Origin of the sequence: Photorhabdus viridis (genome assembly GCF_040256935.1) — a bacterium.
Classification (GTDB): Bacteria; Pseudomonadota; Gammaproteobacteria; order Enterobacterales; family Enterobacteriaceae; genus Photorhabdus; species Photorhabdus viridis.
The window spans coordinates 43,407-67,772 of the sequence record NZ_JBEJZY010000029.1; the positions used below are offsets into that span (position 1 = coordinate 43,407).

Sequence of the window (24,366 nt, forward strand, 5' to 3'; positions counted from 1 at the left end):
GCAAAATATGAAAGGCCAAACTTTGAGCAAATCGACATTTGTTACAATTTTTTTCCAGCTATCATTCTGGGATAAATATAATTTTTCATAAATAACATAGTGTTATATGCCATTGGTAAAGTTTATCACTCAGGATTTTTCTATCAGCCAGTTTGCTGATAGCACGGATTATCATCAGTGAGTGATCAAAAATTACTCTCGCCACCATGACAAAATAAAATAATTCTAACTTGCTACTATTTTTACCCCAGATATCCGACACCATTCTTCCTGCTCCGCAACAGGATCGATCACGAACTTATCAGTATAGGCTTGAATAACACTTTCTGCCTGACTCGCTAAAATACCCGATAAACCTAACAGGCCACCCGGTTTTGGTAATGCACCGATAATAGGTGCGAGTTCACGCAGAGGGCCTGCCAGAATATTAGCAATTACTACATCAGATTCAAGATCATTTGGCTGATCTTTCGCCAAATATAGTGTTAAACTCCCCAGAACGCCGTTACGCTCTGCGTTATCGCGGCTGGCTTGAATAGCTTGCGGATCGATATCGATGCCGATAGCGTGTGCGGCACCGAGTTTTAGCGCTGCAATTGCCAATATTCCCGAGCCGCAACCAAAATCAATGATGGTTTTACCTTCCAGATTGAGGCTGTCCAGCCATTGTAGGCATAACGATGTGGTTGGATGGGTACCTGTACCAAAAGCCAGTCCTGGATCCAGCATGACGTTTACGGCATTGGGATCAGGAACGTCGCGCCAGCTTGGGCAGACCCACAAACGGTGACCAAAACGCATTGGGTGGAAGTTATCCATCCATTCACGCTCCCAGTCTTTGTCTTCCAATTGCTCGATCTTATGAATAAATCCTTGACCTAACTGAGGAACTTTTTCAAGTAGGTTGATAACGGTTTTCATGTCCGTTTCAGCATCATAAAGTCCGATGACATCTGTATCTCCCCATAAACGGGTTTCGCCTGGCAGGGGCTCGAATACAGGGTTATCGTGGCTGTCCTGAAAGGTGACTGATACTGCTCCACTTTCCATTAGATTATCCCCCAGGGATTCTGCCAGTTGTCCTGTGGTATTTAATCGAAGTTGTATCCAAGGCATAACAATTCTCTTTAATTAAAAATAGGTTAAAACGACTCGTCTAATGAAGCTTGACCACCCGTTGAGGCAACCGGTGGCCGATGGTATTACCAATCCCGAAGGCCAACAGGCTGAGTAGCAGTGATGGTACGATCGGATGAAAGTCTAATAGATAAATATCGAAACTGGCGAGCAGAGTGTAACTTGCTGCCCCTGTAATCATCGAACTGACAGCGCCATATGCATTGGCTTTTTCCCAATACAGTCCCAGCGCTAATGGCCATAGGAATACGGTCTGTAAGCCGCCGAAAGCCAGTAGATTCAACCAGATAATCATCTCTGGCGGGCGCCAGGCGGCTAAAAGCAGTAACAAACCAAGGACTAGGGTTGAAAGACTGGAAATCCGGGCCAGTTTTTTCTCCTGTACGATTTGTTGTGGAAACAGGTTTAGATAGAGATCTTTCACGATTGTCGCAGAGGATTGCAACAGTTGTGCATTAATTGTTGACATAATTGCTGCCATCGGCGCGGCCAGAAAAATTCCGGCAGCGAATGGCGGCAAGACGGTGATCATCAATGTTGGGATGACTTGATCGGGAATGGCTAAATCAGGAATAATCGCCCGACCGAGTGCTCCTGCCAGGTGCATGCCAAACATGAGGATTGCCATGACAATGGTGCCGATGATAATCCCACGATGGACAGCTTTGCTATCGCGGTAGGAGATACAACGAACGGCGGTATGAGGCAGCCCAATGACACCAAAACAGACCAATATCCAGAATGATGCCATGAAAGGCCCGCTGAGGATGTGGTCTGCTCCTTGTGGGGAAACGAGTTCAGGATTGATCGTCCGTAATGTGGCAACCGCTTCCGCCAGACCACCTGCTTTATAGATAATCGCTACCAACAGCAAAACGGTGCCTAACAGCATGACCAGCCCTTGCAGGGCATCATTGAGGACACTCGCTCTGAAGCCGCCAAATGCGGTATAGAGCGCGATAGAGACACCGAAAATCATTAATCCGGCGCCATAAGGGATACCTGCGGCAGTTTCCAGCAGGCGTGCTCCGCCAATAAACTGAACGGTCATCGCGCCGACAAAAGCGACTAAAAGACTCAGGCTGGCAAACCAAACTAGGAGGCGACTGCCATAACGGGCATACAGCATGTCATTGAGGGTGACGGCATTATAGCGACGAGCGAGAATGGCAAATTTCTTACCCAATACACCAAGAGAAAGCCATATTGCCGGTAACTGAATCAGCGACAGTAATACCCATCCCAGACCATATTTATAGGCTGCTCCTGGCCCGCCAATAAATGAGCTGGCACTGATATAGGTGGCGGTAATGGTCATTGCCAGTACGAAGCCGCCCATTGAACGGTTACCAAGGAAATACTCAGTCAGGAAAGCGCCTTTCTGGCGGCGCCGGTAAGCGTAGACTGACAGAGCAAATACCAGAGCAAGGTAGCCAAGCAGAGGTAAGATAACGTCACTTTGCATTCTCATCCTCCAGCGGGACTTCTTTGAAAATAAACTTCACCATTAACCAGCAGAGGATAATAAAGACTACTGGTAGTAGCAGACATGCCATTTCAAACCAACGAGGTAAGCCCGTGACCCCCGGGGCATCACTGGGTAAATAGGCTGTCAGCAGCCAGCCAATAAGATAAGCAAGCGTTAAGAACACAGCCCAGCGTGCTTCTTTATGGGATTGAACAAATCGTCTGTCCATTCGTTCTTCCGGTAATTAAATAAATGAGATGGGAAAGGAGGAATTGTACGGCAAGATGTGGGTTTATTCAGGAAAAATATGATATGTAGTTAATAGCCTGAGTTTTGTTTAAAAATAGCAACGGACAAAAAAAGAGAGAATCTATTTACACAGATTCTCTTGGTTGATGCATTAAAAACCGGTGAAGGCTAGGCTAAATGTCGTGTTTTATAGCTTCTTTCCTACTGGACCTGATGCGCGGGAATCACTTCTTGTTCAACTTTTGCCAACGCTGGTACACCTTGATAGCGCTTTCGTCCTTCTTCTGGCTCATGGGCAGACGGCGTTCCTCGATGGGCTTCGCGTACTCTGCGTAGAACGTATCCAGCTCGAAGTACTTGCGATCATCCTTGTAGAATGCATAAAGACGATGGCAGCCTGAGAAGTGGGAAGCCTCGCCGTTTTTTACGGCGGGGAGCAGTCACCAGCAATATATTTAAGCAGCGCAGAGTCAACGTTTTCAATGGTATTGACGTTAACTACGGCATAATCGCGACCGTTAATTTGACTGATGATAACAGGCACTACTCCGCACTGACTACAGATGTGAAACTGAGCTGTACCTGTTTCAAAAGAGTATTTATGTAGAAGTTTTTGTTCTCTGATACTCAGATGAGGTTGCCTTGCTGGGAATGATGTTCAGACTGCATTGTGCTTGGTACAAAAAGGGCAAGTACATGTTCGTGCTGGAATCTCAAAATGACTTTTTAGTATTATATGTTGTGATTTGTATTTTTTTTATTCATTTTTGAACTTAAATTCTGTGTTTTTTTGTTTGCTAAAAGTGATGTTGGTGTTACTATTTTTTTAATTGATATTTATATGAGTTTATTTTTCTGAAAGTTAATTATTGAATAAGTTGTGTAAAAGTATCTCAATATTTGGAGGGGTTATTTATAGAGTAAGAAATTATTCATCTAAAGTGTGGGTGGGATTTTGTCTTTATGTTGTTATTAAGAGCTCTTAATTCTCGCAGTATAAGATAATATGCAAAGTAATTTGTTGTTTTTACATGCAAGGTGTTAATTTTTTCATTAAATAAGTGATTTTGTGCATTTAATGTAAATTTAACTGGCATGTGACTTTTATTTTATACGGAATTTATTTGGGATAATATTTATTATATTGATTGATTAATGGCCCATGAACAATAAATCTTCATCTTTATTATTTATCGTTTTAATGGCTTTTCTTTCTATGGGGGGATTGGTTTCATCGGATATATTTCTACCCGCCTTGAATAAAATGGGAAGCTATTATCACGTTAGCGAATCTAGTATACAAAGTGCAATAGCTATATTTCTATTTGGTATAGCCTTTTCTCAACTTATTTATGGACCATTAAGTGATTGTTTAGGAAGAAAAATGGCTCTTATTTCTGGGATGATTATATGGCTGATTTCAACAATCGGTATTTTTTACAGTACGCATATTAGTGAGTTACTATTATTGCGTTTATTCCAGGGAATAGGCGCTTGTGCTGGTATTACATTAAGTCGTGCTATTATTAGTGATCTGATGGAGAAAGAAGAAGCAGCCAATTTGTATCTGATTATTTTCCCTTTTGTGGGAATGTCACCTGCTGTTGCACCAATGATCGGAGGTATGTTAAGTGAATATTATGGCTGGAAAGCTTGTTTTTTATTTCTTATTTTATTTATAACAGCTACGCTTGTATTGTGTTTGCTAGTGCTGAAAGAATCACTACCAATAAATAAACGTCAAAAATTGAGTTTTAAAAATGTATTAGTTAGTACTTACCAAGTGATAATAAATAAAGAATTTCTTTACTATGCAGCAATACCTTGTTTCGCTTATACGGCATATTTTTCTTATTTAATTGAATCTCCATTTATTCTTACAGCTATGGGATTACCAGAAAAATATGTTGGTTACACCTATATAATGCTCTCTTTAAGTTATGTGTTGGGTAATCTTACCGCTAAAAAATTAAGTCGCCAGCAGGGTGTGAGAAAGACAATTTCTCATGGCTATCTCATCTTTGCTGTTGGAGGTATTGCTTTCACGATACAAATGTTTTTTAGTTCCTACCCATTGATAACTTCTGTGCTAACAATCTCAGTATTGACTTTCGGTAATGGTTTTTTATTGCCACTAGGTACTGCATCGGCAATTGCCACTCATTCTCAAGCCGCTGGGGCAGCTTCCGGCGTAATGGGAACATTGCAATTAGGTAGTGCAGGACTGGCGTCATTGCTTATTGGTTATATATCTAACCATGAACCTATTAAAGTGGCATCTATCATCACAGTTGTTTCTTTGGTCGGTAGTATTATTTATATAACGGGTAATAGAGGTAATAAAGAAACAATAGAAACTAAAATAGGAATGAAAAATGGTTAATAATATAGATGTCACATTACGTGATGGTGGATACCTGAATAATTTCAACTTTACAACAGAATACGCTATAAAGCATGTTGAGGTATTGACTAAAAGTGGCGTGGAATAGTTTGAAATCGGTTATCGCAATCAGGGCAAGATCGCGAACGTTTTTTAATCACGGGTAAATCAGTTGATTCGGACAAATAGTTGTGATCTTATACTCCCTTTTGGGCGTTAATACCATGTATCTTGAGAGTTTCATTGACCATTTCTCTGATATTGAAGATCCACGTCAATCCGCCAAAGTGGCTTACCCTTTATTTGAGCACTTTTGTTTAATGCGGTTAATACTATTAAATGTTTTGATATAATCCCATACCCTTGTTATTGGATTAACGTTGTCGTTTTATCACTTAAAACCCATTTTTGCTGTGTTTTCTCTTCCAATATTAATAATAGCGTCGAGTTTTTTACCCGTTTTAAAAAATCCTTAATCATTTATTTTTATCTTTATTGATTAAAGTTTTCACCTGTTTTTTCATGATATGCTTGCTCTTTTTTCAGATAAGGCATATTTAATCTTACGTGAATGAAAGTTTCTATAATCCTTTGTTTTTAGATGGCACGAAAAAGGATAATCCACATGATTTAATCTGAGCGAGCAGGACTCTGTGGAGTTAATAAAAAGCAATAAACCGCAAGGTTAAAGACAGTAAAAACAGTGTTAAAACCCATCCGGTAATAATAAAATGCGATGAAAAGGCGTTTAATGCCTATACGAACTGCCAGGACAAATTTTTTCTTTTTATTATTGATAAAAACCGGCGTTAAAAATCAGAAATTTAAGGAGCGCTTAAACGCCCCTTAAAAATATTTTGATGTCATTAAACCAGTCTTACGTTTCCTGTAATCCCAGTTTTTTCTCCAGATAGTGAATATTGGTGCCGCCATTCTGGAAGTTTTCATCATTCATGATCGTCTGCTGAAGCTCGATATTCGTCTTGATGCCATCAATGATCAGTTCTGCCAATGCATTTTTCATGCGGGCAATGGCGTTATCACGGTTTTCACCGTAAGTAATCAGCTTACCAATCATGGAATCATAGTAAGGTGGTACGGTGTAGCCGGCATAAATATGCGATTCCCAACGTACGCCAAATCCACCCGCTGAGTGGAAGCGGGTAATTTTACCCGGGCTTGGCAGGAAGGTGCGCGGATCTTCGGCGTTGATACGACACTCGATGGCGTGACCACGAACAATGACGTCTTTCTGCTTAATTGAAAGCGGCATACCGGCGGCAATTCGCAATTGTTCTTTAATCAGATCAACACCGGTAATCATTTCTGTCACTGGATGCTCAACCTGAATACGGGTGTTCATCTCAATGAAATAGAATTCGCCGTTTTCATACAGGAATTCGAAAGTACCGGCGCCGCGATAGCCAATTTCAATACATGCGTTGGAGCAGCGTTCACCAATGCTGCGACGCATTTCTGGCGTGATGCCTGGTGCAGGAGCTTCTTCAACCACTTTCTGGTGACGGCGTTGCATAGAGCAATCACGTTCAGCCAAATAAATTGCTTGACCCTGACCATCGGCCAGTACCTGGATTTCAATATGACGCGGGTTTTCAAGGAATTTTTCCATGTAAACCATATCGTTGTTGAAAGCAGCTTTTGCTTCTGCACGGGTCATGTTGATTGATTGTTCCAGATCTTTATCACTGCGGACGACGCGCATACCGCGACCGCCGCCGCCGCCGGATGCTTTAATGATCACTGGATAGCCGATGCGTTTAGCAATGGCTTTGTTTTTCTCTGTGTCATCAGATAACGGACCATCAGAGCCAGGTACACAAGGGACGCCTGCTTTTTTCATCGCATTGATAGCGGAAACTTTATCACCCATCAGGCGGATCGTTTCTGCTTTTGGGCCGATAAAAATAAAGCCGGAACGTTCAACTTGTTCAGCAAAATCTGCGTTTTCAGACAGGAAACCGTAGCCGGGATGAATGGCTACTGCACCGGTGATTTCTGCCGCAGAAATAATCGCTGGGATATTCAGATAGCTTTTTGCAGAAGCTGCCGGACCAATACAGATAGTTTCGTCTGACAGCAGTACGTGTTTTAAGTCACGATCCGCAGATGAATGTACCGCAACGGTTTTAATCCCCAACTCTTTACAAGCTCGCAGGATACGCAGGGCGATTTCACCACGGTTAGCAATTACAATTTTATCAAGCATGGGAACGCCTCGTTATTCGATGACGACCAATGGCTCGTCAAATTCAACGGCTTGACCGTTTTCCATAAGAATTGCTTTAACTATACCCGCTTTGTCGGCTTCAATCTTGTTCATCATTTTCATGGCTTCAACGATGCAGAGGGTATCACCCACATTGACACGGTCGCCGATGTTGATAAATGGTTTCGCATCCGGGCTAGGAGTACGATAGAAGGTACCTACCATTGGAGAACGAACAATGTGACCGCTGATTGCTGCCGGTTTTTCGCTGATCGTTTCCGGCAACGTCTGGGAAAGAGCAACAGCGTTAGCCAAGGCCGGTTGTTGAGTTTGAACGGGAATATATTGTTGAGCTGCCGGAAAACTCTGGGGGGCTAATGCGCGGCTGATGCGCACTGACTCTTCCCCTTCAGAAATTTCCAGTTCAGAAATGCCAGATTCTTCAACCAGCTCGATCAGTTTTTTTATCTTACGAATATCCATGAGTGTGATTCCGTACTCTTCTGTTATTTCATTTAGTTGAGTTTTGCAAGCGGTTTACCGCTGCCTGTAATGCAAAGCTATAGCCATCTACCCCTAAACCGCAGATTACACCAACAGCAAGATCTGAAAGATATGAGTGATGACGAAATGGCTCGCGAGCGTGAACATTGGAGAGGTGGATCTCAATAAATGGGATCTTCACTGTCAGCAATGCATCACGCAGTGCCACGCTGGTATGCGTGAATGCAGCAGGGTTAATCAAGATAAAATCGGTATTACCCTGCGCAGAATGAATTCTATTTATCAGCTCAAACTCTGCGTTGGATTGCAGGTGACTGAATCTAACCCCTGATTGATGGGCTTCTTCAGATAATTTGCTGACGATATCGTCGAGCGTTAAGTTGCCATAGATATCAGGCTCCCTGGTTCCTAACATATTTAGGTTAGGGCCGTTAAGGAGTAAAATGTGAAATTTGTCTGCCATTGTGCTGGTATCTCCGGCAATTTGTCAACAATTGCCCAACATAATCCTATATTAACGATTTGTCATCTTTTTAAAACAGCCACAAGTTCATTTCGGCGATAAAGCCCGACATTATAATGATATCGTAGCATTTAGCAGCTAAATACTGGTCTTATCAGAGAAAATGTCAAGAATAAAGCCATTGTACTTTAGAAGCTAATCACAATTCTTAACGAATTCTTACCAATGTACGTCCTGTAACTTGGTTAGCTATCAATTTATTTGCGTATTCCACGGTTTGGTCCAGTGTTATCTCAGTCGTTGCTTGTTGGTAAAAAGAAGCGGGTAGCAGTTTTTGCAAACGCTGCCACACAGCAGATCGCTTGGTGGATGGAACCGTGACAGATTCTACGCCTTGCAAACGTACGTTCCGTAAAATAAATGGCATGACTGTTGCTGGCAGATCTGTACTACCGGCAAGCCCACAGGCTGCAACGGTACCATTATAGTGAGTTTGAGCCAGTATTGTTGCCAGTACATTACCGCCTACAGTATCAATTGCTCCAGCCCAAAGTTGTTTTTCCAATGGGCGAGGCGGTTGGCTAAGTTCATTACGCGGCAGAACTTTTTTTGCCCCAAGGGATAACAAATATTCGTGATTTTCCTGTCTGCCGCTAACGGCAACAACGGAATAGCCAAGTTGTGAAAGAAGCGCTATCGCAGTACTTCCTACACCACCGCTGGCGCCGGTTACAATAACATCCCCACTTTCTGGTTTAACGCCGCCTTGTTCCAGCGCGGTAACACACAGCATCGCGGTAAAGCCGGCAGTACCAAGGATCATTGCTTGCCTGCCATTTAAACCAGTTGGTAAAGGTGTCAGCCATTCCCCTGAAACTCTGGCTTGTTCTGCCAGGCCGCCCCAATGATTTTCTCCTACACCCCAGCCGGTTAACAGTACATGCTGACCGATATGAAAACGGGGATCTTCTGTACTGTGCACAATCCCAGAGAAATCAATACCCGGTATCATTGGGAATTGGCGGACAATTTTCCCTTTACCTGTGATTGCTAATGCATCTTTATAGTTTAGGGTTGACCAGTGAATATCGACGGTAACGTCTCCCACGGGAAGGTGAGAAGCATCAACTTCTTCTATGGACGCTGATAGTTGATTCTGTTGTTGTTTTAGTAGCAGAGCTTTCATTAGATGGTTCCGTTCTCTGTGAGTCGTTTTGTTATTAAATAAGAATAGATAAAAATTGGCAGTTTACATAAAGAAGATAAGAAAAAATAAAGTTTTGGTTAATTGTTAAGCGGATTCTGTTCGGCATTTTTCCGATGATGTCAGTATTAGGTTTCAGTATCAGTATATGGCAAGCTATTTTGGAAAATTCTGTTTTTTATTATTTTTCAGCAGAAGATACTGTATTTTGGTCGAAATTTATTACATCATTAGCTTGTTTACTACACAGACTGATACTTACAGTTAATATCGGAAATAGTGAGCAGAAGAGTCTGATGATATGTGAACTTACAGGAATAGCTACTGGTCAAAATAGAGATCAGTGGATCGGCTGTGACGGTAACGTTGGCGCTATAACGCTGAATTATGCAAAACCGGGTGGTTCCTGCACTTTGTTATGGAACAATTGGTAAAATTAACCCATTTTTATGCAGTTTTTTTCTGCTCCGTTTGGAAAAAGTAACGTAGAATATTGCGTTGTTGATATGAATAACGTAGCCACTTTTTTATTGAAGCAGGTGCTTATGCGCCTTGTCCCTGCTTCATGTGGTTGGTAGAGTAGACGGGTTTTGTTCCGTCCCCAGCTTGCAGGATTATCCTTTCGCTATGTTTAAAAAATTTCGTGGCATGTTTTCCAACGACTTGTCTATTGACTTGGGTACCGCCAATACCCTTATTTATGTCAAAGGTCAGGGTATTGTATTGAATGAACCTTCTGTCGTCGCAATCCGTCAGGACCGTGCAGGCTCATCGAAAAGTGTTGCTGCCGTTGGGCAAGAAGCAAAGCAAATGCTGGGTCGTACACCGGGTAATATCGCGGCGATTCGTCCGATGAAAGATGGCGTGATTGCTGATTTTTATGTTACAGAGAAAATGCTGCAACACTTTATTAAACAAGTTCATAGCAACAGTTTTATGCGCCCAAGCCCGCGGGTTTTGGTTTGTGTGCCAGTTGGTGCAACTCAGGTTGAACGCCGTGCAATCCGTGAGTCCGCGCTCAGCGCCGGAGCTCGCGAAGTGTTTTTGATTGAAGAGCCTATGGCGGCGGCTATCGGCGCTGGCCTGCCTGTTTCTGAAGCGACAGGTTCTATGGTTGTGGATATCGGCGGCGGTACTACAGAAGTCGCGGTTATCTCTCTGAATGGCGTTGTTTATTCATCATCTGTACGCATTGGTGGTGACCGGTTTGATGAGGCTATTATCAACTATGTCCGCCGTAATTATGGTGCGCTAATTGGTGAAGCGACTGCTGAACGTATTAAACATACTATCGGTTCAGCCTATCCTGGCGATGAAATGCTGGAGATTGAAGTTCGGGGCCGTAATTTGGCTGAAGGTGTACCGCGTGGCTTTACTCTTAACTCCAATGAAATTCTTGAAGCTTTGCAAGAACCGTTAACGGGTATTGTCAGCGCTGTCATGGTCGCTCTTGAACAGTGCCCGCCAGAATTGGCTTCCGATATTTCAGAACGTGGCATGATCCTGACTGGTGGTGGCGCACTACTGCGTAATCTTGATCGCTTACTGATAGAAGAAACCGGTATTCCGGTCATTGTTGCAGAGGATCCGTTGACATGTGTTGCCCGTGGTGGTGGAAAAGCGCTTGAAATGATCGACATGCATGGTGGTGAGCTCTTCAGTGAGGAGTGAGTATTAACTTGCAAGTGAGGGAGGAATGACAGGTAACTCAGACCTCCTTGCTATTGCTGTCTGGGAATTCCATTGTTTATGAAACAGCACAGTTTGGAATAGCGCAGCTTATGAAGCCAATTTTTAGCAGGGGGCCTTCCCTGCAATTACGACTTTTCTTTGCTGTTATTGTTGCCATTACTTTGGTTGTGGCAGACAGCCGCCTTGATGCTCTCAGTAAAGTCCGTAACTATATGGATACGGTGGTCAGTCCATTTTATTTTCTTGCCAATGGCCCGCGTCAAGTACTTGATGGTGTGTCAGAAACGCTTGCTTCCCGTGAACAACTGCAACTGGAAAATCGTGCTTTACGCCAAGAATTATTGATTAAAAATAGTGAGATGCTGCTATTAGGGCAACTTAAACAGGAAAATTCCCGCTTGCGTGAACTGTTGGGATCACCTTTGCGTCAAGATGAACACATGATGGTGACACAGGTAATTTCCGGTAAGGCTAATCCTTATAGTGATCAGGTGGTCATTGATAAAGGATCAAGAGAAGGCGTTTATGAAGGGCAACCTGTTATTAGTGATAAAGGTATTGTTGGTCAGGTTGTTGCTGTCAGTCAGTTTACCAGCCGGGTATTACTGATTTGTGATACAACTCATGCTTTGCCAATCCAGGTTTTACGTAATGATATCAGGGCTATTGTTGCGGGTGCAGGCTGTGCTGATGATTTGCAATTTGAGTCATTACCAAGTAATACCGATATTCGGGTTGGGGATGTGCTGGTCACTTCTGGGTTAGGCGGCCGTTTCCCGGAGGGGTATCCGGTAGCTGTGGTATCGTCGGTTAAAGTCGATAATCAGCGGGCCTATACTGTGATTCAGGCTCGGCCAACCGCAGAATTACAGCGTTTGCGCTATTTGCTGTTATTGTGGGGAGCAGATAATAACCCATCCGAACCATTGCCTCCATCAGAAGTTTATCGTGTAGCTAACGAGCGTTTAATGCAGATGATGCCTCAGGTATTGCCGCATGCAAATGAAATGGGGCCGCCAGCGCCGTCCTCTGTTTCTAATGAAATAACCAAAACGACAGGAAGAGTGGAAAGTTCTGAACCAGCAGTAACGTCTGCTAAATTTATAAATGCGGGAAATCGTTAATGAATCAATACCGGAGTCATGGGCGTTGGATCATTTGGTTATCTTTCTTGATTGCGATGGTACTGCAAATTATGCCGTGGCCGGAGCAAATTTATATGTACCGGCCTACCTGGTCGGCACTGTTACTTATTTACTGGGTGATGGCATTACCTCACAGGGTCAGTGTTGGTACGGGCTTTATATTGGGGATTATCATAGATCTGATTCAGGGGGCAACACTGGGTGTCAACGCCTTAGCTTACAGTCTTGTTAGCTATTTGGTGTCATTTAAGTTTCAATTATTCCGTAATATGGCACTTTGGCAGCAGGCTTTGGTCGTCGTTGCTTTATCGGTGCTGATGGATATCAGTGTTTTTTGGGCAGAGTTTTTGTTATCAAATGTTGCTTTTCATCCAGAAATATTCTGGAACAGTTTGGTCAACGGTATTCTTTGGCCATGGTTATTCCTGTTAATGCGAAAAATCCGTCGTCAATTTAATGTGCATTAGGGGTTGGAGCGCGGTTTTTAACAAAATTGCGGAATTATCCTGCCTAAATTCTTATTGAGGGCGAAGCGAACTTGCACTGAAATGCGTTCAAAAGCGACGGCTTTTGTTTGAGTTTTGCTTTGGTGCGCTCTTTATTACAAGAATGGTAAATAAAAAGCCCTAATGAGATAAGTAGTAAGGACAATATCATCATGAAAACCCTCTATCTGGCTTCCGGCTCACCAAGGCGGCGTGAGCTGGTTGAATTATTGGACTTTAAATTTGAAATTCTTTCTCCTCAGGTAAAGGAGCAATGGCAAGAGGGTGAAACTCCGCGTCAATATGTCAGCCGATTAGCAAAAGATAAATCTCTGGCGGGGGTTGTTATTGCGCCAGAGGATTTTCCCGTGTTGGGCGCGGATACTATTGTTATATTGAATGATCGGATTTTGGAAAAACCCCGTAGTGAACAACATGCCGTTGAAATGCTCAGCGCACTTTCTGGTCAGTGTCATCAGGTAATTACAGCTATTGCTTTATCAGATAGTCAGAGTACTTTAAGTGATATAGTCGTTACAGATGTGACCTTCCGCCAATTATCCACGCAGGAAATTTTGGATTATGTAGCGACCGGTGAGCCAATGGATAAAGCGGGCGCTTATGGTATTCAGGGAAAAGCAGGCTGCTTTGTCAAAACGCTGAATGGTAGTTATCACTCAGTCGTTGGTCTGCCATTAGTGGAAACGCATGAATTAATCACAAAGTTTTTTGCGTTAGTTGATGGAAAGAGGAACACATGACAGCAGAGTTATTAGTCAATATAACACCATCAGAAACGCGCGTTGCCTACATTGATGGTGGGATTTTGCAGGAAATCCATGTCGAAAGGGAAGCCAAAAGGGGAATTGTCGGTAATATTTATAAAGGTCGTGTAAGCCGGGTGTTACCAGGGATGCAGGCAGCCTTTGTTGATATTGGGCTGGAAAAAGCGGCTTTTCTTCACGCCTCAGATATTGTGCCTCACACGGAATGTATTGCTGGTGAAGAACAAAAGAATTTCCATGTCAGAGATATTGCTGAATTGGTTCGTCAGGGGCAGGATTTGATGGTTCAGGTAGTGAAAGATCCACTTGGCACCAAAGGAGCCCGGTTAACTACGGATATTACGTTACCTTCCCGCTATTTGGTATTTATGCCCGGTGCTTCTCATGTTGGGGTTTCACAACGTATCGAAAGTGAAGAAGAGCGTAATCGCCTGAAAAATATTGTTGCTGACTATTGTGATGAGCACGGTGGTTTCATTATCAGAACTGCTGCCGAGGGCGTTGGCGACGAAGAGTTAGCTCAGGATGCGGCTTTCTTGAAACGATTGTGGAGCAAGGTGATCGAGCGTAAAAAGCGTAATATCACTAAAAATAAACTTTATGGCGAATTGGCTCTGGCTCATCGTATTTTGCGCGATTTCGCCGGAGCTGCTCTTGATCGTATTCGTGTGGATTCTCGTCTGACGTTTAATCAGTTACAGGAATTTATTAGTGAATATATTCCTAAAATGACAGCCAGACTGGAACTTTATAGTGGCAATCAACCTATTTTTGATCTGTTTGATGTAGAAAATGAGATTCAACGGGCACTCGATCGTAAAGTTGAATTGAAATCAGGTGGTTATCTGATTATTGACCAAACAGAAGCGATGACCACAATTGATATTAATACCGGCGCATTTGTTGGGCACCGTAACCTGGAAGAGACTATCTTTAATACTAATATTGAAGCGACGCAGGCTATTGCCAGACAATTAAGGTTACGTAATTTGGGGGGTATTATCATTATTGATTTTATTGATATGAATAGTGAAGATCACCGCCGACGGGTATTGGCTTCTCTTGAACAGGCTCTGAGTAAAGATCGTGTTAAAACAACGATTAATGGTTTTTCACAACTCGGGCTGGTGGAGATGACGCGTAAGCGAACCCGTGAAAGTATCGAGCATATACTCTGCGACGACTGTCCTACCTGTCATGGAAGGGGGACCGTAAAATCTGTTGAAACTGTCTGTTACGAAATTATGCGTGAAATTGTGCGTGTTCACCGGGCAGTTGATGCAGATCGCTTCCTTATTTATGCCTCACCGGCCGTGGTCGAAGCGCTGAGGGGGGAAGAATCTCATGCACTGGCAGAAGTGGAAATTTTTGTTGGTAAGCAGGTAAAAGTTCAGACAGAACAGCTCTACAGTCAGGAGCAGTTTGACGTAGTTATGATGTAATTATCTGGTTTGCTGGCATAACGGTGCTGGCAACCAAGGAGATGCGTGTGAGGCGACTGCCGGGAATATTATTAGCGACAGCCGCAATAGTCATTATTATTATGGCTTTGCTTGTCAGTGGGTTACGTTTTCTACTGCCGCATATTAATGGCTATCGCCCGCAATTGCTCGCTACAGTTGAGTCAATTGCTGGTGTACCTGTTGATGTTGGATATATTGCTGGAAAGTGGGAATCTTTTGGGCCTGTTCTTGAATTACGTGATATCAATGTGAAAACTGCCAGTGCAGATGTGAAGGCAAAAAAAATCACGGTTGCATTGGATATCTGGTTATCTTTACTGAGAATGCGCTGGGATTTTCGCGATCTGACTTTTTATCAATTACAGGTGGATTACCATCAACCGTTGTTTAATGATCAACGCGGTAATATGTTTTCCCAATCAGATACGTTTTCTAATCTGTTTCTCGAACAATTTGATCATTTTAATCTGCAAGATAGCCACCTTACTTTTCTTACCCCCTCTGGTGAACGGGTTGATCTGTTGTTACCACAATTAACTTGGCTGAATAAAAATAACTATCATCGTGCTCAAGGGGAAGTCAGCCTTTCTTCTATTAATAATCAGCATGGGAATGTACAGGTTAAATTTGATTTGCGTGACACTAACGGTGTATTGGATAACGGCACTGTTTATTTGCAGGCAGATAATGTTGATATGCATCCGTGGTTGAGTCGTTGGTTGCAGGATAATACTGGGCTGAAAGATGCTGAATTTAGTTTGTCTAGCTGGATTACGCTTAAAGATGGGCGAATTGATGGTGGTCAACTGCAATTACGTCAGGGAGAAGCTAATTGGAAAGTTGCTGACAAATCTCACCGTCTTTCTGTCAGTGATCTGGTGTTACGGATGCGCCGTCAGGATAATGGTTGGTTGTTTGATGCGCCTGAATTGGCAAGCCTGGCCACTGACGGTCAGCAATGGCCGTCAGGCAAGGCGTCTGTGCTCTATCTGCCGGAAGCTAAGAAGTATGATGGTAAAGATCACTGGCGTATCCGGGCGAAGAATATTCAACTCGAACGGTTGAGCAGTATTTTACCCACTTTCTCTTTTTTGACTCCTGATGTTGTCAGAGATTGGGAACATCGCCAGCCGCAAGGATTAGTCAATCATCTTGCTCTCGATATAACACCGGAAATTACAGATGATTTCCTAATGAGTATGCAATGGCAGGATGTGAGTTGGCAGCGCTGGCAGGGGCTGCCTTCTATTGATAATTTCTCTGGTTCTCTCAACGGTAGCTTGCAGCAAGGCGCACTTAACTTTGCTTTGAAAGGTAGCGTAGCTGATTATCGCGATATGTTCCTGGCGCCGTTTGAGATATCCCAAAGTCATGGAGAAATATTCTGGCGGCAGGATAAGCGAGGTTTACAACTTTGGAGTCAGGGGTTGGATTTGCAGGCGAAATCATTGTGGGTCAATGGTGATTTTCGTTATCAACAGCCAAAAGAGCAGCCTCCGGTGCTGAGTATTCTGGCGGGAGTACGGGTTTATGATGCGAGTGATGCCTGGAGATATTTTCCTGAGCCTTTGATGGGGACATCTCTGACTGACTATCTGACCGCTTCAATTATTAAAGGGCAAATAGAAAACGCAACTTTTGTTTTTCAAGGCAATCCCAAAGATTTCCCATTTGTAAATAATAATGGTCAGTTTCAGGTTTTCGCTCCACTGCGTCATGCTACTTTCCAGTATCAACCAGATTGGCCTGTGCTGCTGGATCTTAATATTGATCTTAATTTCCATAATAACGGTTTGTGGATGCGGGCTGCGCAAACTGCGCTTGGTAAAGTGAAAGCAAATAATGTTTCGGCGGTAATTTCTGATTATAGTAAAAAGAAATTGTTAATTGATGCTGATATTCTGGGAGATGGTAAAGATATTCATGAATATTTTACCCATAGCCCGTTAGCGGATTCTGTTGGTGAAACGCTTAATACATTACAGATTGGTGGTCAGGTTGCGGGTAATTTGCATTTGGATATTCCGCTCAATGGCGGCAATGTGGATGTCAGTGGTGAGGTCACTTTAAAAGATAACCATTTGTTGATTAAGCCGCTGGGCAGTGAAATGAAAAATGTCAGTGGCCGGTTCCGCTTTGATAATGGTAATTTACAAAGTGACAAATTATCAGTGCAATGGTTTGGACAGCCTGTTACTGTTGATTTTGCTACCAAGAACTTATCAAAAAACTATCGGGTAGATGTTGGTCTGAATGCTCATTGGGCTGCTGCAAAATTACCTGAACTACCACCAGCAGTTGCCAAAACGCTTTCTGGTTCTGTTGACTGGGAAGGGAAAGTGGGTATTAGTTTACCGTTTCAGGGTAAGGCCCAATATGATGTGAAAATCGACGCTGATTTGTCACAAGTAGATAGCCATTTATCTGTCTTGAGAGCAGATGAACTGCGTAAACTGAAAACGCTTCATATTCTGGCTGATGGTGATATGGATCAGTTGCGGGTAAAAGGGACGTTAGGTAAGCAGTATGCGTTTAATACTCAATGGAGTTTGGCAGAGAAAAGTACTCAACTGTCACGGGGAATTTTACAAAGTAACGGTGACGAAATTCCTGACTTACCTGAAAAATCGTTATTGGAATTGAATCTTCCGGCAATTGAGGGTGAAGAGTGGTTAGGGCTAATTGCGCCTTTGACTTCAAATTCTTCATTGGCAGGAAGAGCTCTGTTGCCACAACATCTGCGCGTGTCGCTTCCGTCACTGGATGTGGGGGGACAGCGTTGGAATCAGTTATCGTTAGATGTAGAACAACAGTCCTGGGGAACACAGGTTAGTGCTGATAGTCAGGAAATCAACGGTAAGCTTAATATTCGTAATAGTGGCCCGTGGCAGCTGAATTTGAGCCATCTTTACTATAATCCTCTGCAATATAGCCCTCAGCAGCCTGAATCAGATTTATCTAAGCAATCTCAAACAGGTACAACTCAGCGTTATTCACTGAACCAATGGCCTTCATTAGATATTGTCTGCTCTGAGTGCTGGATTATGGGGTTGAAACTTGGGAAGGTGTCTGGTTCCCTGATACCAGAAGGTCATTCGCTTGTATTAAGAGATGGAATGGTGGACAACAGCGTCAGTAAACTAAATTTGACAGGTCGTTGGCAAGAAAGTGCTGGAGAGAATAATACTCATCTTATGGGACAATTCTCCGGTGAAAAATTTGATGAGATGGCATCTTACCTTGGTATTGTCGTGCCAATTGTTAAGTCGCCGTTTAACTTCTATTTTGATTTTAACTGGTTGGATACACCGTGGAAACCCGATTTACAGACACTGAATGGAAATTTTAAAAGCGATTTAGGCAAAGGCGCTATCGAGAAATTGGGCGGAGGAAGTGCCGGTCAGCTACTAAAACTGGTCAGTTTTGATGCTTTGTTGCGTAAATTGCAGTTCGATTTTAGTGATACTTTTAGCCAGGATTTTGAATTTGATTCAATCCGTGGCGATGTTTCAGTAAATAATGGGATACTCAAGACTAAAAATTTACGGATCGATGGGCTGATTGCTGATGTGATAACGAAAGGAGAGATTGATCTTGTTCGCCAACAGATCAATATAGAAGCTATCGTCACGCCAGAAATTTCTGCTACTGTCGGTGTAGCAACGGCTTTTGTTATCAATCCGGTAGCAGGTGCCGCGTTATTTGCGGCAACCAAGGTCTTGGGGCCGTTATGGAATAAGATATCGGTTATTCGTTACCGGATTACCGGTAATCTTGAACAACCGAAAATTGATGAAGTCCTACGTCAACTTAAGGAGAATAGAGGAACATGAGAAACGTCAATGTTGCACTCTTACAGTTATGTAGCGGTGAGAATATCAAACATAATTTGGCGCAAATTGAACAACAAATTAAGCAGTTGCCGGATACGATCAAGCTTGTGATGACCCCGGAAAATGCATTGTTGTTTGCTAATGCTGTCAGCTATCGTCATCATGCAGAACCGCAGGGAAAAGGGCCTTTGCAGCAAGCTGTCAGTGAGATCGCTCGTCGTTATGGTGTCTGGTTATTAATTGGTTCTATGCCGCTTATCAGTCGTGAAAATCCTGAACGGATCACCAGCAGCAGTCTGTTGTTTGATGATCAGGGTGAGATCCGCGCACGTTACGATAAAATACATATGTTTGACGTCAATATTGATGATGAACATGGATCATATAACGAATCGTCTGTTTTCCAGCGCGGGGAACATATTACCGTTGTGGATACACCTGTTGGTCGTCTTGGTATGACCATATGCTATGATCTGCGTTTCCCTGGGCTGTTTCAGGCTTTGCGTGAGCAAGGCGCTGAGTTGATATCTGTGCCTGCGGCATTTACCCGTTTAACAGGAAAAGCGCATTGGGAGCCACTGTTACGGGCCCGCGCTATTGAAAACCAGTGTATTCTGTTGGCACCGGCTCAGGTTGGTGTACATGGAACCCGTCAAACATGGGGCCACTCAATGGTTGTAGACGGCTGGGGGAAAGTGATTAAGAAAAATCCAGATGCAGTCAGTGCATTACAACTGAATGTCAGGGCGGAGAGCCTGAAGATTATGCGTGAGCAGATGAAAGTGGTGAAACATAACCGCTTCCGGCCGCAGTTGACTTCCCTGATTGAAAAGAATACAGCAAATTAAAGAGTATCAATTATGAGTTTAACTTCTGTCAGTGAACATTTACTGGCTGCAAATAAATTAAGCCATCAAGATCTGTTTTCAGTACTTGGTCAACTAGCTGAACGTCGGCTGGATTATGCCGATCTCTATTTTCAGTCCAGCTGTCATGAATCTTGGGTGCTGGAAGATCGGATTATTAAGGATGGTTCCTATAATATTGATCAGGGCGTTGGTGTTAGGGCTATCAGTGGTGAAAAAACCGGTTTTGCTTATGCAGACCAGATCACATTGAATGCATTGCAACAAAGCGCACAGGCTGCCCGCAGCATCGTCCATGAAACAGGAAATGGTAACATTCATACCTTGGGAGAAGTGGCTTATTCTCAACTTTATGCGGCAATCGATCCGTTGCGAAGTTTCTCCCGTGAAGAGAAAATTGCGTTATTGCACCGGGTGGATCAGGTCGCTCGTGCCGAAGATCCGAGAGTGCAGGAAGTGAATGCCAGCCTGACAGGGGTCTACGAACAGGTATTGGTTGCAGCGACCGATGGGACTTTAGCTGCTGATATTCGTCCTCTGGTTCGCTTATCTGTCACGGTGCTGGTGGAAGATAATGGCAAACGTGAACATGGTACCAGCGGTGGCGGCGGCCGTTATGGTTATGAGTATTTTTTGGAAATGATAAGTGGTCAGATCCGTGCAGAACAATTTGCGCGTGAAGCTGTTCGTATGGCGCTGGTAAATCTTTCCGCTGTTGCCGCACCAGCTGGTACTATGCCAGTTGTTTTGGGAGCAGGTTGGCCGGGTGTGTTACTGCATGAAGCTGTTGGTCATGGGCTGGAAGGCGATTTTAACCGCCGTGGTACCTCCGTATTCTCGGGTCAGATTGGTGAGAAAGTCGCTTCTGAACTTTGTACGGTAGTTGACGATGGCACGATAAAAGGTCGCCGTGGCTCATTGGCAATTGATGATGAAGGCGTTCCTGGGCAATACAATGTATTGATTGAGAATGGCATCCTCAAAGGTTACATGCAGGACAAAATGAATGCACGTTTAATGGGGGTTACGCCGACGGGCAATGGCCGCCGTGAATCGTATGCCCATTTGCCTATGCCTCGTATGACTAACACCTATTTGCTGGCGGGTCATTCCACACCGGAAGAGATCATCGGTAGTGTAGAAAATGGTTTATATGCGCCAAATTTTGGTGGCGGCCAAGTGGATATCACTTCCGGTAAATTCGTGTTCTCGACATCTGAAGCTTATCTGATTGAGAACGGCAAGATTACCAAGCCGGTGAAAGGTGCGACCCTTATTGGTTCCGGTATTGAGGCTATGCAGCAGATCTCTATGGTAGGAAACGATCTTGAACTAGATAAAGGTGTTGGGGTTTGTGGCAAAGAGGGCCAGAGCGTACCTGTTGGTGTTGGTCAGCCTACTTTGAAACTGGACAACTTGACCGTTGGAGGAACAGCCTAATTTTTGGCTGGTTATATGAATATATACCCTATGGATTTCAAGATGCATCGCGACGGCAAGGGAACGAATCCCCGGGAGCATAGCGAACTATGTGACCGGGGTGAGTGAGTGCAGCCAACAAAGAGGCAACTTGAAAGATAACGGGTATAGATCATTATAAGAATAGTCTTGACTGCCCCTCTTCCGAAAGGGAGAGGATTCCCACTTCATTTAGTGATAGTCGAAGGTGTAGATGGTAAAGGACGTGACCAGTGTAGCACCAGCGGTTCGTTTTTTGCCATATATAGCTGATGACCGTCACGGTACTTAAAAGCGCTTTGGTAAACTCTGTAGATTGTTTGTGGTGTTTTGATTTGAATGTGGATCCGGTACGGCCGTCGAAAAAGTTTTTAAAGATGGCTTGTTGGTGACGTAATACCTGCTGCAAAGGAACACAGGAAACCGCATTGAGCCACACAAAAGTAGGATCTTTTTTAATCGCATTTAAGCGGCTGTTGGTTAAGGTATAGCTGATTTTCTCCTGACGTTGGTAAAAGACGTCAGTTCGTCACTGGAGGAGGGAATTATCGACAAAACGAACACAACCAACCATCTGAGCTAACAGTTCAGTTTGCTCAGATGTGGAATAAAACCGATATTCATATGCGTGTTTCATAGCATCACACACTACATAGAGAAATGTGAAAATGCAAAAATCAATCGTTTTTCGGTTAAGTTATTTATTTTCGGATTTTGTTATTCCTATTTTTTATGAATGATTATTTAACTGATTTATAAAAGAGTTTATTCACCGGTTAAAAACGTTATTAAAGTCGGTTCCTTTTAGAAAATAGATTATCTGATCAACCGATTCCTGTTTTTATTTATCCTTTTTTGCGTGGTATATAAAGCATTAACAAAGTCAATTCTTTTTCTCATTTTCGCTGATAGATTTATGATGGAAAGGTTTTAAACTGTTATTAAAAGTTATTTTTTTAACATCTTATTTTTATTGAATTTAATCATCATAGTATATTGTATTTTACGTTTAACCAACGTTAATCATACTCGATTTTATCTTTACTGACGCTGTTTTACTGGCAATCCTGAACAGTTTTTATAAGTCTTTTATCTTCATAAATCAATCAGTAAATAGCTTGATGGTATCAAGATATCCTTTTATGCTTTTCCGAGTAATATCTTTTTTTGCTGATTTTTTTCAATTCTCTGTTAATGATAAATAGACTTTGATTAAATATAATCAATATTCTTTTAAAAAATTACACTTATAGTTAAATCCGTCTTTTATATAAAATATTTAATATCTCTATTTTCGTGATTTTAAATGGTCATAGCAGGTTAGGTAAATGTAAAATAAGCGGAAGATAGCATCGTCGATGAATACATTAAACATAGCAGGGAATAAGCCGTTTTTATTAGACCACTACAGTTGAGCGCGGACAGTTGATTATCCGGCTCGTTGAGAACAACTGACGGCTAAAAGCAGGAAGCTCCCGGCTCATGGCCGGGATTCAATATTTATTGATTACCACCACTTAGGATAATCATTAAATGCCTCGTATAACGCGTGTCTTGAATCATCAGTTAGTTTTTCTCTACCCTTTGCTGATGTAGTATAACCATCCAGATCTTCTTTAGCACATGACCACTCAAGCAAATTCTGGACAGGATTTAATAACAATTCAAAAGATCCGTTCATATCTTTAAGAAGAGCAATATCGTTTCTACGCATGTTATCGACAAACGCATCAAAACATTGACATTCTATCCATAGCTGTAAGTTCACATCTGAACTATAACCAAATTTATTTACTCGGATTGTAAGATTAAATTTCATTGATGGTATGTGCTCATCAAGTTCTATTACATCCAGTGTAATATTTACAGGACTTTTAATTTCTATATCCATTTAATGTGCTCCTACATAACGGGCATGAATGATCGTTGGCAACTCATTTGTTGCGCGTGGCGGTTTAATTTCCAGTTGCCAGCCATCTACAGTAATTCTTTCACCATATGGCATATTATTTTTCCTGATTATCACTTAAATTCAGCTCCCATAGGCGTATACTTAAAATAAGTCTGTGTGGAGGTAAATGAAAATGGCTAAAAATCAGATTCAATTCCAAAAAGGCATTTCTATTCATGAGTTTATTTTATTATATGGTCATGAAGAACAATGCCAGAAACAGGTGTTCGATATGCGCTGGCCTACGGGGTATCACTGCCCTCATTGTGGGCATGATAAGTATTGCCAGTTAAAATCTTGTTTCCTTTATCAGTGCAATCAATGCCATCATCAGACATCTTTGACGGCCGGCACATTGTTTTCTGCGTCAAAATTACCTTTATTTTGGCGATTTATCTCATGACTCAGGAGAAAAATGGGATTTCTGCACTTGAATTGTCACGTCAACTGGGCATTTCCTACAACGCTGCATGGCGTATGAAACACAAGCTAATGAAAGCGATGAAAGAACGGGATGACTCTCGGCGGGTTTATTCAGCTTGACGACGCATACTGGGGAGGGGCTCAGCATGGCCCCCGAGGGCGAGGGGCAAAAGGGAAATGCCCTTTCGTTGCGGCGGTTTCAATGAATGAAAGGGGCCACCCTATGTTCATGCGTTTCAGCATTGTGAAAAGGTTTAAGACCGAGGAACTTACCCGTTGGGCTAAAGTGCATCTTAAACCAAAATCCCTTGTTATTTCAACAAATTATTTATTCATTCATGTGTCCGGGCAGCACCTATACCTGAGTATTTACTCAAGCTGGCTGAGATTCGATGGTAATCAGGAAAAGTTATTCTCAATCACCATTTCCCCGGCATTGGCCTGTCTCTTGATCAGATCTCCAAATCAACCGATTTAGCCAGCAAATAGCCGTCTATCAGGGTTTGCAGCCGAAACCAACCTTCCCAAAGTCGTTCCCATCCGACTCGACCCGTGCGTTTGGAATCGTACCAGTCGGCCAGTTTTCCCAGATTGATGAAGGCCCAATGCAAGCTCGGGGCTTTTTTCGGC

The 24,366-nt window shown here is 42.9% G+C and carries 18 protein-coding genes and 3 pseudogenes; 11 read left to right on the plus strand and 10 right to left on the minus strand.

Features of this window, described 5'->3' with window-relative positions; all coding sequences use genetic code 11:
- Window positions 1-225 precede the first annotated feature (225 nt).
- The 3 genes from prmA to ABR397_RS13840 are packed head-to-tail and all read right to left on the minus strand — an operon-like array spanning window position 226 to window position 2,834.
- Entirely contained in the window at window positions 226-1,116 is an 891-nt protein-coding gene (prmA, locus tag ABR397_RS13830; RefSeq protein ID WP_350306243.1) for a 50S ribosomal protein L11 methyltransferase, read from the minus strand.
- Window positions 1,117-1,156: 40 nt separating this feature from the next.
- Complete coding sequence (gene panF / locus ABR397_RS13835) at window positions 1,157-2,602, minus strand: sodium/pantothenate symporter (RefSeq protein WP_350306244.1); 1,446 nt, start codon at window positions 2,600-2,602, stop codon at window positions 1,157-1,159.
- A complete protein-coding gene (locus tag ABR397_RS13840; protein WP_046975259.1) occupies window positions 2,592-2,834 on the minus strand; it encodes a YhdT family protein in 243 nt (80 codons plus the stop codon). The genes panF and ABR397_RS13840 overlap by 11 nt, the downstream gene beginning before the upstream one ends.
- Before the next feature lie 1,182 nt (window positions 2,835-4,016).
- Between ABR397_RS13840 and ABR397_RS13845 the strand changes: the two genes are divergently transcribed.
- Window positions 4,017-5,237 (plus strand): multidrug effflux MFS transporter, encoded by a 1,221-nt coding sequence (locus ABR397_RS13845; RefSeq protein ID WP_350306245.1) that lies wholly within the window; start codon window positions 4,017-4,019, stop codon window positions 5,235-5,237.
- Between the two features lie 877 nt (window positions 5,238-6,114).
- On the opposite strand, the gene accC is transcribed toward ABR397_RS13845, so the two are convergent.
- The 4 genes from accC to acuI form a co-directional block, all read right to left on the minus strand.
- Entirely contained in the window at window positions 6,115-7,464 is a 1,350-nt protein-coding gene (accC, locus tag ABR397_RS13850; protein WP_350306246.1) for an acetyl-CoA carboxylase biotin carboxylase subunit, read from the minus strand.
- Between the two features lie 12 nt (window positions 7,465-7,476).
- The gene (gene accB / locus ABR397_RS13855) at window positions 7,477-7,947 is read right to left on the minus strand and encodes an acetyl-CoA carboxylase biotin carboxyl carrier protein (protein ID WP_350306247.1); all 471 of its coding nucleotides are present in this window, start codon (window positions 7,945-7,947) and stop codon (window positions 7,477-7,479) included.
- Between the two features lie 28 nt (window positions 7,948-7,975).
- On the minus strand, window positions 7,976-8,431 hold the full coding sequence (aroQ, locus tag ABR397_RS13860) for a type II 3-dehydroquinate dehydratase (protein ID WP_350306248.1): 456 nt from the start codon (window positions 8,429-8,431) through the stop codon (window positions 7,976-7,978).
- Window positions 8,432-8,639: 208 nt separating this feature from the next.
- Window positions 8,640-9,617, minus strand: a complete 978-nt coding sequence (gene acuI / locus ABR397_RS13865; protein ID WP_350306249.1) for an acrylyl-CoA reductase (NADPH) — start codon at window positions 9,615-9,617, stop codon at window positions 8,640-8,642.
- Window positions 9,618-9,751: 134 nt separating this feature from the next.
- Between acuI and ABR397_RS13870 the strand changes: the two genes are divergently transcribed.
- The 9 genes from ABR397_RS13870 (at window position 9,752) to tldD (ending at window position 21,344) form a co-directional block, all read left to right on the plus strand.
- Window positions 9,752-10,069, plus strand: a complete 318-nt coding sequence (locus ABR397_RS13870; RefSeq protein ID WP_350306250.1) for a hypothetical protein — start codon at window positions 9,752-9,754, stop codon at window positions 10,067-10,069.
- A gap of 193 nt (window positions 10,070-10,262) precedes the next feature.
- Entirely contained in the window at window positions 10,263-11,306 is a 1,044-nt protein-coding gene (gene mreB, locus ABR397_RS13875) for a rod shape-determining protein MreB (protein ID WP_021323550.1), read from the plus strand.
- 110 nt (window positions 11,307-11,416) lie between these two features.
- Window positions 11,417-12,451 (plus strand): rod shape-determining protein MreC, encoded by a 1,035-nt coding sequence (mreC, locus tag ABR397_RS13880; RefSeq protein ID WP_350306251.1) that lies wholly within the window; start codon window positions 11,417-11,419, stop codon window positions 12,449-12,451.
- Complete coding sequence (mreD, locus tag ABR397_RS13885) at window positions 12,451-12,939, plus strand: rod shape-determining protein MreD (RefSeq protein ID WP_046975272.1); 489 nt, start codon at window positions 12,451-12,453, stop codon at window positions 12,937-12,939. The genes mreC and mreD overlap by 1 nt, the downstream gene beginning before the upstream one ends.
- Window positions 12,940-13,130: 191 nt before the next feature.
- On the plus strand, window positions 13,131-13,718 hold the full coding sequence (locus ABR397_RS13890; RefSeq protein ID WP_021323553.1) for a Maf family protein: 588 nt from the start codon (window positions 13,131-13,133) through the stop codon (window positions 13,716-13,718).
- Window positions 13,715-15,184 (plus strand): ribonuclease G, encoded by a 1,470-nt coding sequence (rng, locus tag ABR397_RS13895; protein WP_350306252.1) that lies wholly within the window; start codon window positions 13,715-13,717, stop codon window positions 15,182-15,184. Before ABR397_RS13890 ends, rng begins: the two co-directional genes overlap by 4 nt.
- Window positions 15,185-15,225: 41 nt before the next feature.
- On the plus strand, window positions 15,226-19,038 hold the full coding sequence (gene yhdP, locus ABR397_RS13900; protein ID WP_407072879.1) for an AsmA2 domain-containing protein YhdP: 3,813 nt from the start codon (window positions 15,226-15,228) through the stop codon (window positions 19,036-19,038).
- A complete protein-coding gene (gene nit1 / locus ABR397_RS13905) occupies window positions 19,035-19,886 on the plus strand; it encodes a deaminated glutathione amidase (protein ID WP_350306254.1) in 852 nt (283 codons plus the stop codon). The genes yhdP and nit1 overlap by 4 nt, the downstream gene beginning before the upstream one ends.
- A gap of 12 nt (window positions 19,887-19,898) precedes the next feature.
- Window positions 19,899-21,344, plus strand: coding sequence for a metalloprotease TldD (tldD, locus tag ABR397_RS13910; protein WP_350306255.1), 1,446 nt, complete (start codon window positions 19,899-19,901; stop codon window positions 21,342-21,344).
- 212 nt (window positions 21,345-21,556) lie between these two features.
- On the opposite strand, the pseudogene ABR397_RS13915 reads toward tldD, so the two are convergent.
- Together ABR397_RS13915 and ABR397_RS13920 are read right to left on the minus strand one after the other, a co-directional pair.
- A pseudogene (locus ABR397_RS13915) lies at window positions 21,557-21,999 on the minus strand (RNA-guided endonuclease InsQ/TnpB family protein); the annotation flags it as partial.
- An 870-nt stretch (window positions 22,000-22,869) separates the two neighbouring features.
- The gene (locus tag ABR397_RS13920) at window positions 22,870-23,253 is read right to left on the minus strand and encodes a hypothetical protein (protein WP_350306256.1); all 384 of its coding nucleotides are present in this window, start codon (window positions 23,251-23,253) and stop codon (window positions 22,870-22,872) included.
- Between the two features lie 193 nt (window positions 23,254-23,446).
- Between ABR397_RS13920 and ABR397_RS13925 the strand changes: the two are divergent.
- Window positions 23,447-24,055, plus strand: a pseudogene (locus ABR397_RS13925) (IS1595 family transposase); the annotation flags it as partial.
- Between the two features lie 133 nt (window positions 24,056-24,188).
- On the opposite strand, the pseudogene ABR397_RS13930 reads toward ABR397_RS13925, so the two are convergent.
- A pseudogene (locus tag ABR397_RS13930) lies at window positions 24,189-24,366 on the minus strand (IS4 family transposase); the annotation flags it as partial.